Genomic DNA, 15406 nt, shown 5'->3' on the forward strand with positions numbered 1-15406 from the left:
AACCCCTAAGGAGTCTTTATGAATTTTGACAAGGATCTGATTATTGAATCATTTGCGAGAATTGAGCCCAATTTAAAAAATTTCACAAATGCTTTCTTTGATAATGTCGTTATTCTCGAACCAGGTATGCAGAAAGTATTTGCTCATGCTGATCGAGAGCAACTAAAGGCATCCTTTATTAGGGCCCTAAGTATAACAATAAATAATTTAAAGAACCCGGAATACCTGAAATACTACCTGCAGGGACTTGGCGGAAATCAGATTAAATACGAAGTTTCAGAGACTTATTTTCCAATATTTGAAGAAGCCTTCATTCAAACATTAATGCTTTTTCATATGAATTCTTGGACTCCTAAACTAGAGACAGCATGGCGCGATTGTTTCTACTATATCGCAGAGTATATTTCTGACGGCATGGTGGATGCGACCCTGCGTAGAGAGTTTGAAGAATTTTTAGAGAAGAAAGAACATGTCGACTCTTTTAAAAAGGCAGCCTAACTACTTTCTAAAAAGTGTTGATTTGATTGTTAAATAATCACTACCTTCTTGCCACGTTTCACTTACTTCAACTTCATCTTCTGCAACGAAGTAGAAACGTAAAGTAAAGCCGTCTTCTTTTGAATAAATTGTAAGCTCGTCATTGTTAATGAAGCCAGAAACCTCTCCTTTGTAATAAAGAAGCGGCCCTCTTACCTCAAAGACAGAATAGGGATATTCAGCACTAAGGCCATTACAATTATATCCACCCTCTTGTATTTTAAATTTCGAAGCATCGTAAAAAAGCTTAAAATAGATTTGAGAACATTTTTGAGTTGATTTTGGAGTTTTTGCAACACCTTCACCAATCCATTTCCCACCAATACTAGCAAATGATAATTGAGTAAATAATAAGAGAGTGATTAATTTCATGAGTTAATTATCTCTAGCTCTTGCCCTATAGTCAAAGGCCAACGACTTAAATATAATAATTGCTATGAATAAATTATTCCTTACCACGCTAATTTTTATTTTAACTTCTTGTGGCAGTTCAAAAACATTTTTGGGCCAAAAACAAGGAAGTGTCTACTCTTCGACAATATTAAAGAGAAACCCTAGTGATGGTGCAGAAGTTGCTTTAAAAGCACGAATTCATAAGAAGCTCAAAAATAACTACTACCTCGTTCAAGACCAAGAGGGCATGATTCTCGTGAGAATTCCTGAGAAGTTATTTGGCCTAGATACTGACTATAATTATCAAACCCTCTTTCTACTGAAGGGTGAAACAGATAACGAATCAAAGCACTTCTATGTTGAAATAGAAGAGCTTGAAGTCATTAAGCCTTAGTCAGCTATTTGCCTACTAATCCTCTGAGCGACAAATATCATCTCCGTAGCGACGACATTCACCATCTGAAGCACGAGAGTCGCAATAAGGAGTACAGGCCGCATTGATTCCACAGAAATCTTCTTTATACCTACGACATTCGCCGTCAGAAGTTCTTGAAGCACAATGGGCAACGCATCGCCACTGACGATCCTGAGGTGGCCTGCCATCTTCAGTACAATAATAGCGAGTACCATCCACAACGACAGTTACATCTGCACTCACATTGGAGGCTAAAAAGAATAGAAATGTAATAAGAATGAGATTTTTCATCCATCCATTAACTCACAACCCTGACATTTTGTTTAGACTGGCCGCACATAAAGTTATGAATGACACTTTAGCTCAGGCATTTTATATTGAGCGAAACAATAAGGAGATCACATGGTTTCAGATATTTTTGACCCAAGTGCTTGGAAAGAAGTTGAAGGCTTCGATTTCAAGGACATTACATACCACCGCGCTGTAGATCAAGGGACAGTTAGGATTGCATTCAATCGCCCAGAGTGTCGCAACGCATTTAGACCTCAAACTGTTGATGAGCTTTACCGCGCCTTAGATCACGCAAGAATGTGGAGTGATGTTGGTGTTGTTCTTATTACAGGAAACGGGCCATCACCAAAAGATGGTGGTTGGGCATTCTGCTCAGGTGGCGATCAAAGAATTCGTGGAAAAGACGGATATAAATATGTTGATGGTGACGGAACTCCAGACCCAGCAAAACTTGGAAGACTTCACATCCTTGAGGTGCAAAGACTAATTCGTTTTATGCCAAAAGTAGTTGTTGCAGTAGTTCCTGGTTGGGCAGTTGGTGGTGGACATTCACTTCACGTAGTTTGTGACATGACGATCGCTTCAAAAGAGCATGCAATCTTTAAACAAACGGATCCAGACGTTGCTTCATTTGACTCTGGTTACGGTTCAGCATATCTTGCTCGTCAATGTGGACAAAAACGTGCACGTGAAATCTTCTTCTGTGGTTTCAACTATAGCGCCGAAGAAGCATTTCAAATGGGTATGGTAAATAAAGTTGTTCCTCATGCAGACCTTGAGAAGGTTGCGCTTGAGTGGGCCAAAGAGATGAATTCAAAGTCACCAACAGCAATGCGTATGCTTAAATTTGGATTCAATCTTCTTGATGATGGTTTAGTTGGTCAACAGCTTTTTGCTGGTGAAGCAACTCGACTAGCTTACGGAACTGCTGAAGCACAAGAAGGCCGTGATGCTTTCGTTGAAAAGCGTGAAAAAGACTTCTCACAATTTCCTTGGCATTACTAAAATAAAACGGGGGCCTCCATGCCCCCTCGTTCTCTCTACTTCCATGAGAAAATTGTTGATAAATATTCTTTTGTTGCATTTTGACCTCGATCAATTATTGTCACCCCTATTTGATAGAAACCTTCAAGATCATATTTTCTTTTAAAAAAATTCTCGCTGAAATGACTTGATACAGTAAATTCATCGATCGTTTTACGGTCCAATATTTCGGATTCATTTTCACCAGAGAGGATCACTTGATAAAGAGTGTACTTATAAAATAGTTTATCAGCACTCACACAATTATCATCGGCATCTTTAAAGTGGAATTTTGGTAATTGTTTTCTAAATAATGGTGAATAATCAATTCGAGCAACTTCTTTTTCATCAGGAGGGGTAAAATCAAAACGTATAGGATTTGTCTCGATAATGACTGATTTTCGATTCCTCTTATCAACTGATTGAAAGTATACTTGAACCTCTTCACACTCTTTATAACCTAATCTAATTAAATCATGGCCATCAAGAAGTAGTTGATTTGTATTTTGCGGGAGTTTCTTCCATTCAACTTGTAGATAACTTTCTTTAGAGTAGTATCCGTAGTAAATCTCATTTACCTCTGACTTGTATTGATGATTCCAATAAAACCTTAACGGAGCCACCTTTGAGCCCCAGTTAGGAACCGGAGATTCATGAATAAAGCGATATGGAAATGCGACGGAGTAGCTATAGTTAACATCAATCACCTGCTTTGCACCTTGATAACTTTCGAAGAGATTTACTTCATAAATTTCATATTGATTTCTAGAAAGCATATGAGAACTAGAGTTGATCATCGAGTAATGTCCATTAAGACAATTAACCTGTTCAACATTTTCATTGCTCACATCAAGTAAGCGAACATAGCTCCCTTGAGAACAGTCGCCTTCGATTAGATGATCCATCGAAAAGATATCAATTCCTTTAGGGGCAAGTCTAATATCATCTGAAGGAATATAATCAAATGAAGTTGAAAAATTATTTGTTTTATAATCAATATAGAAGTCATGGCATTCTGCAAAGATGGTTGTCTCCCCCTCAAGATCATATTCTTCAGGATAAACAATAAATGCGCCATCATCTTGTCTTAGAGGGATGTTATGGCCATTAAGAATAATATTCTCTGATTTTTTTGTGTATAACCTTACATGACCATTGAGATAAGAGCGACCACAGGTCCCACTGATAATATGACGACCTCTTGCCCCTTCATCGTACTTTCCTTTAGGAGCAATAAAGTGAGGTGAAGTTTCGGCTTGCTTAAAATAATAAAACAACATTCTAAGATTTGATCGAAAGTCCCCATTTACCCCTTCGATAGGAACCTGGTAAAGCATTTGTCCAGACTTCTTTCGTGCCAAAATATCAAGTTTATAACTGAAGTTTCCATTGAGACAGTCAATAATATTCCCATCAACACTAACGCGATCAAAACCTTTACAAGTACCGATGATATCGAGGTTATCATCAAAGACACCGACGATAGTCTCACTTAGAAAAATTGAATGATCATCATTTCTAAATTTAATTGGCCTAACAGTAAAATCAGAACTGTTACCATATTCATCAACTTGATTAATATAAAGATAAGTCTCAATACTTTCGGCATTGATTTTTGAAAAATAGATTGGCGCAAGAAATATACCGTTAGAACAACCTGCAGTTTTCACAAAGTCTGCAATATAGCTACCTCTTATAAAGACCGTTCCTTTTTTCTTACATCGACCAGAAACGTAAATAGTACGCCCGTAGTAATATCCGGCCATCGGCGTATCAACGACAACTTTTCCAGGCTTCTTTGTCACCACATTAGGAATTGAAATGGTAATTGAATAACCATCTTGAGTAATAAAAACGTCCTGGCGACCTTCGATATTATCTTGAAAGAATAAAACCTTGCGATACTTGTCATCAAAGCATTGAGAAGTGTATGCCTGATCTCTTGCCAAGTTATTTGAAAAAAAAGATATCAAAAGATTATTTGTACATTCCCCTTCAATAACAACTCTTTGTCCATTTAATCTTCTAGAGACTAAATGTGCTGTAAGGGATCCTTTTACAAGTTGTTGAGTAGTATTGACAGAACTAATCGTACGACTACGTTCTTGGCAGCCTTCAAGAAGAAAGATGAGAATAAGAATGGTGTAAATATACTTATATTCCACACCATTCTTATCGAGATTACGTCATTTTATCGAACTTAAAATTGATTAAAAATTGCCGTTAAAATTAATACGATAATTAAGTTACCAAAGAAAATTATATCTCTGAGGCTTATCGTTAAATTCAAGGCCTTAACAATCTCACTTTTTGAAGGAGATTTACCATTCTTTAACTGAAGTTGTTTAAATAGCTTCGATTCGATTTTCTTTTTAAAGTGCTGATCTTTAAAAAAAGCGATCCTCAGTCCAATTATAAGACAAACAAAGTATAACCACAGATTAGAAACCCCTAAATCTTTAGCAAAAATGTAAGTAATAATCATTGGTATTTGAACTACGATCAAATAAACAAAGAGAGTTAGAATATTATTTTGTATGCCAATAGTGAGCATTACATTAGCCTTTTAACGACTTCTAAAAATAAAAGCCAAGTCTTTTCAACTGAAGCAATTGAAACTTGCTCATCAGGAGAATGGGCACCAGTAATCGTCGGGCCAAAGCTAATGATGTCTACATCAGGCATCGCTTTAGAAAGGATTCCACATTCAAGACCTGCGTGAATAGATGAAATCTTAGGAGCTTTACCTCTTAAGTCTTTAAAGACCTCTCCTGTAATTGAAAGAATCTTAGATTCTGGATTTGGTTTCCATCCAGGATATGCTCCTTCAAGAATGGCCTTCCCATCGAGATCTTTTTGAGCTGAAATCATTTCTTGAGCAAAGTTATCTCTCGCCTCTTCACTCGCACTACGAATGAGATTTGCCATATTAAACTTTCCAGCTTCAAGAGTGATAACACCTAAGTTTGTCGATGTCTCCACGACACCTTCAAAGTGTTGATCCCAAGCTTTTACACCGTGTTGACAATTACTAATTGCAGATAGAACTAGCTTAGAGTCCTCAATTGAAAGAGCATTTGCTTCTTCATTTAAAGTGGCCAATTCAAATTTTAGGCCACCTTCTGCATGTTGATTTTTCTCCCAAAGAGATTCAAAGTTTTCACGAATCTTTGGAAGGTTCACTTCGCTTGTATAGAAGTCAACAAAAGCTTCTCTTGCAATAGCATTTCTTAAAGAGCCGCCCTTTATTGATACAAGTTGGATATCATCAACGCCTGCAAAAACATTTGGGATTAACTTATTTGCATTAAGACGGCCACGGTGAATATCAATTCCAGAGTGCCCACCTTTTAAACCTTTAATTGCAATTCTTTGACGTACGCCTTTAGCAGCTATTTGATTAAATTCTTTTTCAAAAATTAAATCAACACCACCGGCACATCCAATAATTAGCTCATCTTCTTCTTCAGTATCAAGATTAAGCATAATCTTACCTTCGAAGTGATCACCCTTTAGCCCAATTGCTCCATGCATTCCTGCTTCTTCACAAGCTGTAAAAACACATTCTAATGGAGGGTGTGCAATATCTTTACTTTCAAGAAGTCCCATCGCAAAGGCACAACCAATACCATTATCCGCACCTAGAGTTGTTCCATTTGCACGTACCCAATCACCATCGATAATCGTCGTGATAGGATCTATTTTGAAATCATGTAAGTTACCTTCATTTTTTTGAGCAACCATATCAAGATGGCCTTGAAGGATAATAGGAGCCGAGTTCTCCCCCCCTAGCTGACCAGGCTTTTTGATAATGACATTGTTTACTTCGTCACGATATGTTTCTAAACCTAAACTCTTTCCAAATAGAAGTAATAAAGTTTGTACTGCCTCTTCGTGGTAGCTGGGCCTAGGAGTATCTAGTAATTTTTGAAAATTTGACCAAACATATTTTGGACTTAATTGATCGACACGTGATTGATTCATAAAATAACCTACTTGTTATGTTTATAAACAATCTACTATGAAGATCAATTTTAGCAAAGCCCAAAAGCTATGCTGCTTCTTCGCCATCATCTTCCTGTGAAAAAGGAAAATGTGGAAATTGAGGGTGATTTTGCGCTTCTTCAATTAAGTACTTATCGACAATATGTGGACGCCAACTCAAGTAAACACCATCAAATTTATCGAGACTTAAGTTTTCATCGTAATGGGGGCTTCTCTTCACATCCATATGATAGATATCGATACTGCCTTCTTTTTCAAAGTAATTTCTAAGGTTAGAGCCTCGAGATAAGTAGAGTTTGCGCACCGTCGACACGTCTGCAGCAGATTCAATATTCAAAATGATATTATAGTGGCGATAATCCACTGCTAGATTGATCGAATTACACTTTAAATCTGGCTTATAGTCATATCTTTTACAATCACTTGTCCCCAAATTATGAATGAGCAATACTTTTTCAAAGATTGCTCCACCATGCTTTTGTGCTGCTCTTGCGCGAGATTTCGAAATCGTTATGGAAGCGGCCCCTTTATAGCGCAAAAAGTCAAAATCAATTCCTGCAACAAAACCTGGTCGCAAGACATCATTAAGTAAGAGAGTAAAATCACTCTCATCTGACATGGCCACTAAGTGAGACAACTTAGAAGTGCTTATGGCCAAGTAGCGTTTTTGGCCATAGATATTCTTTAGCTCAACAATCGCCTTTGTCCCTGCATAAACTTCAATCCAATTTACTTGTTTTCTTGTTTGAAGCGCAATGTCACCAAAGATACCTGAATCAGGCCCTCCCATTAGGACATTACAGCCAAGACTTTTCATTAAGAGCTTAGAAAAATGCTGCACATAAGATTTATGTACATTTATATATTCTAACAACTCCTCTTTAAAAAAGATTTGTTCACATAATTTTTCCAACTCTAATTCGAATTCTTGCTTTTTCATGTCTGACCTATCGTCTTCCAAACGATACGCACTGAGTTAAAAAAAGTTAATTTAGTCAAGCCTCCTTAAAGCTGATAACGACTAGCAAAAGGCCCGAAAAGATGATAAAAAAGCATGTATAAATCAAATACAAAAAACTGAATTTAACTCAAAAAGTCGAGGATCTATGTCTAATTTTCTAGAAGATTATCACGCACATGTTGAGGAAAGGGCCAAAGAAGGTATTCCTCCATTAGCATTAACAAAAGAACAAGCAACAGAAGTTGTAAAACTTCTTGAATCTGAGCCAACTCAGGAGCTTTTAGATCTTTTAAAAGATCGTATCAATCCAGGTGTTGACCCTGCTGCACAAGTAAAGGCAAGCTTTCTAATTGGTATTACAAAAGGTGCACACACTTGTTCACTAATTTCAAAAGAATATGCAGTTGAATTATTAGGTACAATGGTTGGTGGTTTCAACCTTCAAGGCCTAACTGATATCGTAGCAGGAAGTGATGAAGCACTTGCAAAGCTTGCTGCTAAAGAATTAAAAAACCTTCCTCTTGCAGTAAACGTTTTTGATGACGTTAAAAAACTAGCAGATGGTGGAAATGCTATTGCTAAAGAGATCATCGAATCTTGGGCAAATGCAGAATGGTTTACTAATAAGCCACAAGTTGATGAGTCAATCAAAACTGTCGTTTACAAAGTAGACGGTGAAATCAATACAGATGACTTCTCTCCTGCTCCATTTGCATTTACAAGAGCGGATATCCCTCTTCACGCAAATGTTATGGGTGGATCACTTTTCCCAGAAGGTCCAAAGCAAATCTCAGACCTTAAAGAAAAGTTTAACCTTCCTGTTACTTTCGTTGGTGACGTTGTTGGTACAGGTTCTTCTAGAAAGTCAGCAATCAACTCTCTTCTATGGTGTATTGGTGACGATATTCCTTTCGTACCCAACAAGAGACGTGGTGGTGTTATTATCGGTCAAACAATTGCTCCGATCTTCTTTAACACTGCTCAAGACTCTGGTGCTCTTCCAATCCACGGATTTGATGTATCAGCGCTTACAACAGGAACAGTAATTGAAGTTCGTCCACTTGAAGGAAAGATCCTTGATGAGAAAGGTAGCGAACTTGCAAAGTACGATGTTGCTCCAGAAACAATTCTAGATGAGTATAGAGCTGGTGGTCGTGTTCCTCTAATTATCGGAAAAATGCTAACAGATAAAGCAAGAGCGTCTCTTGGACAAGGAACTGCTGATGATTCAGGAATCTTTGCTAAGCCACACACAACTCTTGCACACGAAGGTCAAGGTTATACTCTTGCTCAAAAAATGGTTGGGAAAGCATGTGGAGTGACAGGAATTCTTCCAGGTACTTCATGTCTTCCAAAAATGACAACAGTTGGTTCACAAGATACAACTGGGCCAATGACAAGAGATGAGATGACTGAGCTTGCATGTCTAAAGTTCAATGCTGATCTTGTAATGCAATCATTCTGTCACACAGCTGCTTATCCAAAGCCAAGTGACGTTATCACTCACGCAACTCTTCCAGAATATATCAGAAACAGAGAAGGTGTAGCACTAAGACCAGGTGATGGTATTATCCACTCTTGGCTTAACCGTCTTCTAATTCCAGATACTGTTGGTACTGGTGGTGACTCTCACACTCGCTTCCCTCTTGGAATTTCATTCCCAGCAGGATCAGGGCTTGTCGCATTTGCTGCGGCACTTGGTGTTATGCCACTTGATATGCCAGAATCAGTTCTTGTACGTTTCACAGGAAAGTTACAACCAGGTATCACTCTTCGTGACGTTGTTAACATGATTCCTTACCAAGCAATTCAAGAAGGCCTACTAACTGTAGAAAAGAAAGGTAAGAAAAATATTTTTGCTGGTCGTATTCTAGAAATGGAAGGTCTTCCAGATCTTAAACTTGAGCAAGCATTCGAACTTACTGATGCAACTGCAGAAAGAAGTGCTGCTGGTTCAACAATTAAACTAAGCCGTGAAACAGTAGTTGAATACTTAAGATCAAACGTTGCTCTTATGCAGTCAATGATCGCAAACGGTTTTGGACACGTTGGAACACTAGAGAGACGTATCGCAGAAGTTAATGATTGGATTGAAAATGGTGAGCTGATGGAAGCGGATGCAAACGCTGAGTACGCTGCTGTTATCGAAATCAATCTTGATGAAATGAAAGAGCCAATCGTTGCTTGTCCAAACGATCCAGATGACGTTAAGAAACTAAGCGATGTTCAAGGTGATAAAATTGATGAAGTATTCATCGGTTCTTGTATGACAAATATCGGTCACTTCAGAGCGGCAGCAACTGTTCTTGAAGGTCAAGGTCAAGCTGATGCAAGACTTTGGATTTGTCCTCCAACAAAAATGGATCAAGATCAACTAACAAGAGAAGGTTTCTACGCGAAGTTCGCTGCTGCTGGTGCTAGACTTGAAATGCCAGGTTGTTCACTATGTATGGGTAACCAAGCACGTGTTAAAGATGGTGTAACAGTGTTCTCAACTTCAACTCGTAACTTCAATAACCGTATGGGTAAAGATGCTCGTGTTTACTTAGGATCTGCTGAGCTTGCTGCTATCGCTGCAAAACTTGGTTACCTACCAAAACCAGATGAGTACCTAGAGATGATGCAACCACTTCAAGGTAAGGACGATTCAATCTATCGTTACCTAAACTTTGATCAGATGGAAAATTTCTCAATTGATGAAGCTTAATAAAAGCAACATAGATAAAAAAGAAAGGGAGCTTAATAGCTCCCTTTTTTTTATTCGCAAAATTCTTTAATTACTTTCTTAACTCTTTTGATCTCAACTTTCCTTCCCGTGTACGGAGCAAACTCTCCATACCAACGATTATAGTGAAAGAATTTATCTCCATAATTGTAGCGAACCTTTTGCAGCTCTCCAGGAAAATTACTATCAACTGCATAAAGAGTATAACCTGTTCTCGTCTTCTTCATATCCACAACAAGCCAAGCGTGAGCATCGATTCCCTTAATTTGTAATTTCTGATAAGTCACATCACCTTGATTAACAACGCGATCATAAAGTCCATCCATCATCTTTCTCATACCATTTTCGCTTCGCTTAGCTGTTCCAAGTAAACCAATCACCCACTGCTGATTAATAAACCCATCAGTTCTTTGCCAGGCCTCAAGTTCATTTTGAATTAAGTGATCATTATCAATTGAGAACTCTCTTAAGTTTCGATAACCAGGAATCTCAACGACACTACGGCCTCGACGAATTGCTTTTATGATAGTCTTCGCTTCATCTTCTGATGGTTTCGAATACTCTGGCCTAAAGATTCCAAGATAAAGGGCATTACGATGAAAGCGCGAGTGCCACCAACAAACACCACCATTAAGAAGGCCTCCGTAATTTCTAAAGCCCATGTGAGCACTTATCTTTGTCATCATCTGATTCCTAACAAAGTGCTTATTTTCTCTTTCTTTACAGAATTTCTGCTTAGTCGTTTGGGCCATGGCAGAATGTGCGCTAAATGTTGTTAACGCTATCAAAAGTGATAGATAAATAGATCTCATAGAATCGTCCCGTGTTTTTGTTCTAGATGGATTTTTATAACGCATCGCCACCAAACTCAAGGGAGCCTATAAAATCTTCTGTAAAACCATGGGAGTCTTTTGTAATTACGACTACTTAGATTGTTTGCTTTGACAAATCTTCGCTTTCGGATTCATTTCACAAAGAGCTTGCTTAAGCATCTGATTCTCTTCTTCAAGCTTTTTAGTTCTGGCCTCAAGAGAAGCAATATCTCTTCCTTGATCCTTTGAAATAGAAAATAAACTCTTAACGGCTTCAATAAGCGGCGCAACTAATTTTGCGTAAGCAACACTTAAATAACCATTCTCATCTCTTGATACGGCCTCAGGAAATACCTTCTCTACGTTTTGAGCAATAACACCGATATCTCTTCCTTCTTTAAAGTTCTTTTGAGGAAATTCATCTTTTCTCCACTCGAAATAAACTCCATCTAGAAGAGAGAGCTTATCTAAAATTGAGATTTCACTAGAGATCGATGTCACTTTCTTTTTGAGACGCTCATCAGATGTTGAGTCAAAGGCTGCTGTCCCTCTAACTGATCCATTTACATCTAAGGCAAAGGACCCACTTGGCGTAGTTGTAAGAATCCCTACGTTTCCATTTGTTCCGTTTACATTTAGCACATCAGTAAGAATGGCATCCCCAACTGATAGATTAATGTCTCCAGCAAATGCATGCATGCGCATTCCATTAGCTGTTTCAGGTGCTGAGTGAAATAGCATGACATCAGACCATGAAGCATCAGGAAAATCTGCGGCCCAGTCATAATTTGAATTAAGAAGCGCAAAACCGGCTTCTGAACCATCCGCAAGGAGTGTGAAGTTTACTTCAGAAGAAATTCCAACATTAGAATCTTGAATTTTCATTTCCGCATGAGAGTCCGAAATATGAAGATCGGCCGCTGGTGTATTTGTTCCGATCCCAACATTACCACCAAGGTTTACATAGAGACCTTCATCTAGACCAGAATAAGAAATATAATTGGCCCCAATTTGAAAGTTCTGCGTGGCCATGTGACTTCCAAGATCATCACCAGATACTGTAAGATCCGCAGGTTCCCACTCAGAAAAAGAACCATTCCAAGTTAAGACTTGTCCGTTAGAAGGAGGATTTGGAGATACACTTCTAGATTGTAATGTCGTATCACTTGCAGGAAGATTATACAGGTTTGTTGCATCTAAGGAAGGCAGTTTACCATCTAATTCAAGACGAAGTAACTCTCCACCCGCATTTGATGTTAATAGAGTTATGTCGTAATAGTCACCAACATCAGAAATACTAAAGTCAGTGCTAAAGTTAAAACCTTTAAATTGAAGTTCGCTACCATTCTTTTGTGCAAATACCCCGTAAGAACCACCGAGATTACTGGCCGTATTGACTTCACCTGCGGCAGCAATACCTGTTAATTGTGAACCATCGATAGCAGGTAGTCGTCCAGAAGCATCAAGACGTAGTAATTGGTTTGCTCCATTAGAAGTATTAACTCCCACTTGAACATCATTTACATTTTCAGTAATAGCAAGGTCACTCGTTACTGTCAGACCTTTTAATTCAAGATCAACACCTGTTTTTTGTTTAAATAAGCTAGCACCACCGACACTAGAAATCGTATTAGACTCCCCACCTGCTCCCGCACTTATTGTTTGCGGCTCCCATTGAGAAGCAGTGTTATTCCACACAAGGGCCTGCCCATCAGTAGGAGCAGTAGAAGCAACGGCACGAGATTGAATTGTATTATCCGATGTAGCAATACCAGTTAACTGTGAACCATCAACAGCAGGTAAACGTCCGAAAGCATCAAGTCTTAAAAGCTCGTTGGCCGCATTTGCAGTTGTTACATTAATTTGCACATCATTAGTATTACCTGTCAGAGTAATATCACTTCCACCAGTTAAACCTTTAAAGACGAGATTGGTTCCAACTTTTGCTTGGAATAAACCTTCTCCTCCAGCACTAGAAGCAGTATTGGCTTCACCACCGGCACCACCAGTAACAATTGTAGTTGGCTCCCATTGAGAGCTTGTACTATTCCATAAAAGAGCTTGTCCATTGGCAGGAGCAACAGCAGATACTGTACGAGATTGAATTGCTGTTGCATCAGAGCTTCCACCAGCAATTCCTGTTAGAAGAGATCCATCAATCGCAGGTAGACGACCAGAGGCATCCAGTCTTAAAAGTTGATTTGCACCATTTGATGTATTGATCTGTAGATCAACAGTATTCGTACTACCAGAAACAGTGAAGTCTGTAGATCCTTGAAGACCTTTAAGAATTAAATCAACACCCGATTTTTGCTTGAAAAGTGAAACTCCTCCAGCACTTGAGATTGTGTTATTCTCACCAGATCCACCACCAGAAATAATCGTTTGTGGCTCCCACTGTGAAGTTCCGTTATTCCATACAAGCGCCTGTCCATCGGCAGGAGCAGTTGTCGCAACATTGCGAGTCTGAAGAGTTGTCGCATCAGAGCTTGCAGCAGCAAGTGTTTGAGGCTCCCACTCTGAAACAGAATTATTCCAAGTAAGAACCTGGCCATCAGTTGGCGCAGTTGATGAAATATCCCTCGTTTGTAAGCTAACAGCATCACCTGATGCAGAAGCCGCAATACCAGTTAAAAGAGATCCATCTAGTGCAGGAAGACGTCCGAAAGAGTCAAGACGAAGAATCTGTCCCGCTCCATTTGAAGTATTTATTCCGATTTGAATATCATTTGCATTTCCTATTAAAGAAATATCAGTAGTATTTGATAGCCCCTTAAAGACTAAGTTTGAGCCTACTTTATTTTGATAAATTGCTTCGCCACCTGCACTTGAAGCCGTATTAACTTCACCACCAGCACCGCCAGCAGTAATAGTCGCAGGCTCCCACTGCTGACTTACATCATTCCATAAAAGTGCCTGACCATTTGTAGGTGCAGAAGCAGAAACATCTCGTGATTGTAAAGTTGTATCCCCACCACCTGCTGCGATTCCAGTTAGCAAAGAACCGTCGAGTGCCGGAAGACGACCAGAAGAATCTAATCTTAGAAGTTGATTGGCACCGTTGGCCGTATTGATTTGAAAATCAACTGTATTTGTACTCTCATTAATAACGAAATCAGATGAACCTAAAATACCACGCATAACAAAGTCCACACCAGACTTCTGCTTAAAGATAGAAGCACCAGATGCTGTCGACATCGTGTTAGTTTCACCACTTCCACCACCTCCACCAGAGATGCCTGTTAACTGGGAACCATCAAGAGCAGGTAGTCTTCCAAGAGAATCAAGTCTTAGAAGTTGGTTTGCACCATTTGCTGTGCTTATTTGAAGACCAAGAGAGTTTGATCCTTCAGTAATATTAATATCAGAAGATGGAGAAAGACCTTTAAACTGAAGCTGACTACCAACTTTTTGTTTGAAGATTGAAGTTCCACCAGTTGAGTAAACTGTATTGGCCTCTCCAGTTCCACCTCCACCACCGCTTGCGATAGTTGAAGGAACCCAAGAAGAATTAGTACTGCTCCAAACAAGTGCCTGGCCATCAGTAGGAGTGATATTCGAAACGAGTCGATTGTGAATTGAAGTTGCATTTGTTGAAGAACCGCCTTCATCTGTACCAATAACCCAATTTGTTCCATTGAACTTTAAAATTGAGCCTGAGATTGCTCCACTTGTATCTGTATCGTAAAGATCATCAACTGTAAGATTAACCGCACCTAACTTTCCATTAACAGAGGTAACGCTAGAAGTTGGTTGATTAGCAGGTGCCCACTTTCTTGTGATGGCATTGTATTGGAGTATCTGCCCATGAGAAGCACCAAGATCTGGAAGATCAACATTAATCGTAAACGTGCTTGCACCATTTGCACTTTGCAAAGTCATCGTAAGAATTTGATTTAGAGGAAGAAGAGTATTCGAAAGAGCATCTGCAATGATTTCTCCCTCATTTTGCGATCCAATTGAAAAGTCTGAAGTCGTCCCACTCTTATCAGTGATGCGAATATTTTCAACCTTATGAAGACTTGAACCTACAATTCTAAGCTTATCACCTTGAACACTAATATTGCTTACCTGAACTTCTCCACGTGAATTTTCACGACGTTGAATCTCAGGCACACAACTAGTAACCAGTAGCTGTAGGCATAAAATATGAATGTATGATTTCTTAAATATCTTCATCATTTCGCCTCTTTATCGACGAGCTCAATTAAATTCGTATGAGAATTTTAATACAAATTAAAAAT

At 38.8% G+C, this 15406-nt stretch carries 12 protein-coding genes; 4 read left to right on the forward strand and 8 right to left on the reverse strand.

The window, feature by feature from the left end; genetic code table 11:
* The first annotated feature begins 18 nt into the window (after positions 1–18).
* Positions 19–498, forward strand: coding sequence for a globin domain-containing protein (locus ACMAYS_RS05270; protein WP_103216566.1), 480 nt, complete (start codon positions 19–21; stop codon positions 496–498).
* Here the strand turns inward: ACMAYS_RS05270 and ACMAYS_RS05275 are convergent, their stop codons facing one another.
* The gene (locus ACMAYS_RS05275; RefSeq protein WP_392991115.1) at positions 499–909 is read right to left on the reverse strand and encodes a hypothetical protein; all 411 of its coding nucleotides are present in this window, start codon (positions 907–909) and stop codon (positions 499–501) included.
* 64 nt (positions 910–973) lie between these two features.
* Between ACMAYS_RS05275 and ACMAYS_RS05280 the strand changes: the two genes are divergently transcribed.
* Entirely contained in the window at positions 974–1324 is a 351-nt protein-coding gene (locus ACMAYS_RS05280; protein WP_103216564.1) for a NirD/YgiW/YdeI family stress tolerance protein, read from the forward strand.
* A 15-nt stretch (positions 1325–1339) separates the two neighbouring features.
* Here the strand turns inward: ACMAYS_RS05280 and ACMAYS_RS05285 are convergent, their stop codons facing one another.
* Positions 1340–1636 carry a hypothetical protein gene (locus ACMAYS_RS05285; protein WP_103216563.1) on the reverse strand — a complete coding sequence of 99 codons (297 nt, stop codon included), beginning with the start codon at positions 1634–1636 and terminating at the stop codon, positions 1340–1342.
* A gap of 111 nt (positions 1637–1747) precedes the next feature.
* On the opposite strand from ACMAYS_RS05285, the gene ACMAYS_RS05290 reads away from it, so the two are divergent.
* The gene (locus tag ACMAYS_RS05290) at positions 1748–2641 is read left to right on the forward strand and encodes a 1,4-dihydroxy-2-naphthoyl-CoA synthase (protein ID WP_103216562.1); all 894 of its coding nucleotides are present in this window, start codon (positions 1748–1750) and stop codon (positions 2639–2641) included.
* Between the two features lie 35 nt (positions 2642–2676).
* Here ACMAYS_RS05290 and ACMAYS_RS05295 read toward each other — a convergent pair whose 3' ends face one another.
* The 4 genes from ACMAYS_RS05295 to ACMAYS_RS05310 all read right to left on the reverse strand — a co-directional run bounded on the left by ACMAYS_RS05295 (position 2677) and on the right by ACMAYS_RS05310 (position 7604).
* Positions 2677–4824 (reverse strand): hypothetical protein, encoded by a 2148-nt coding sequence (locus ACMAYS_RS05295; protein ID WP_412462892.1) that lies wholly within the window; start codon positions 4822–4824, stop codon positions 2677–2679.
* Positions 4825–4859: 35 nt separating this feature from the next.
* Complete coding sequence (locus ACMAYS_RS05300; protein WP_412462893.1) at positions 4860–5213, reverse strand: hypothetical protein; 354 nt, start codon at positions 5211–5213, stop codon at positions 4860–4862.
* On the reverse strand, positions 5213–6643 hold the full coding sequence (gene pepD / locus ACMAYS_RS05305; RefSeq protein WP_412462894.1) for a beta-Ala-His dipeptidase: 1431 nt from the start codon (positions 6641–6643) through the stop codon (positions 5213–5215). The genes ACMAYS_RS05300 and pepD overlap by 1 nt, the downstream gene beginning before the upstream one ends.
* A gap of 67 nt (positions 6644–6710) precedes the next feature.
* Positions 6711–7604: a hypothetical protein gene (locus ACMAYS_RS05310; RefSeq protein WP_103216558.1), complete on the reverse strand. Its 894-nt coding sequence runs from the start codon at positions 7602–7604 to the stop codon at positions 6711–6713.
* A 166-nt stretch (positions 7605–7770) separates the two neighbouring features.
* On the opposite strand from ACMAYS_RS05310, the gene acnB reads away from it, so the two are divergent.
* Complete coding sequence (gene acnB, locus ACMAYS_RS05315) at positions 7771–10332, forward strand: bifunctional aconitate hydratase 2/2-methylisocitrate dehydratase (RefSeq protein ID WP_103216557.1); 2562 nt, start codon at positions 7771–7773, stop codon at positions 10330–10332.
* Positions 10333–10382: 50 nt separating this feature from the next.
* On the opposite strand, the gene ACMAYS_RS05320 is transcribed toward acnB, so the two are convergent.
* Positions 10383–11162 carry a hypothetical protein gene (locus tag ACMAYS_RS05320; protein ID WP_103216556.1) on the reverse strand — a complete coding sequence of 260 codons (780 nt, stop codon included), beginning with the start codon at positions 11160–11162 and terminating at the stop codon, positions 10383–10385.
* Positions 11163–11273: 111 nt separating this feature from the next.
* Positions 11274–15344 (reverse strand): tail fiber domain-containing protein, encoded by a 4071-nt coding sequence (locus ACMAYS_RS05325; protein ID WP_412462895.1) that lies wholly within the window; start codon positions 15342–15344, stop codon positions 11274–11276.
* Positions 15345–15406 lie beyond the last annotated feature (62 nt).

It is taken from the genome of Halobacteriovorax sp. RT-2-6, assembly GCF_047085025.1.
Taxonomy (GTDB): domain Bacteria; phylum Bdellovibrionota; class Bacteriovoracia; order Bacteriovoracales; family Bacteriovoracaceae; genus Halobacteriovorax_A.

Excerpts from the sequence above, each read along its gene's own strand:
- ACMAYS_RS05320 (WP_103216556.1), bottom strand. The coding sequence starts at position 11,162 with ATGAGATCTATTTATCTATCACTTTTGATAGCGTTAACAACATTTAGC.
- ACMAYS_RS05275 (WP_392991115.1), bottom strand. The coding sequence starts at position 909 with ATGAAATTAATCACTCTCTTATTATTTACTCAATTATCATTTGCTAGT.
- ACMAYS_RS05285 (WP_103216563.1), bottom strand. The coding sequence starts at position 1,636 with ATGAAAAATCTCATTCTTATTACATTTCTATTCTTTTTAGCCTCCAAT.
- ACMAYS_RS05310 (WP_103216558.1), bottom strand. The coding sequence starts at position 7,604 with ATGAAAAAGCAAGAATTCGAATTAGAGTTGGAAAAATTATGTGAACAA.
- ACMAYS_RS05290 (WP_103216562.1), top strand. The coding sequence starts at position 1,748 with ATGGTTTCAGATATTTTTGACCCAAGTGCTTGGAAAGAAGTTGAAGGC.
- ACMAYS_RS05280 (WP_103216564.1), top strand. The coding sequence starts at position 974 with ATGAATAAATTATTCCTTACCACGCTAATTTTTATTTTAACTTCTTGT.
- ACMAYS_RS05300 (WP_412462893.1), bottom strand. The coding sequence starts at position 5,213 with ATGCTCACTATTGGCATACAAAATAATATTCTAACTCTCTTTGTTTAT.
- ACMAYS_RS05325 (WP_412462895.1), bottom strand. The coding sequence starts at position 15,344 with ATGATGAAGATATTTAAGAAATCATACATTCATATTTTATGCCTACAG.
- pepD (WP_412462894.1), bottom strand. The coding sequence starts at position 6,643 with ATGAATCAATCACGTGTCGATCAATTAAGTCCAAAATATGTTTGGTCA.
- ACMAYS_RS05270 (WP_103216566.1), top strand. The coding sequence starts at position 19 with ATGAATTTTGACAAGGATCTGATTATTGAATCATTTGCGAGAATTGAG.
- acnB (WP_103216557.1), top strand. The coding sequence starts at position 7,771 with ATGTCTAATTTTCTAGAAGATTATCACGCACATGTTGAGGAAAGGGCC.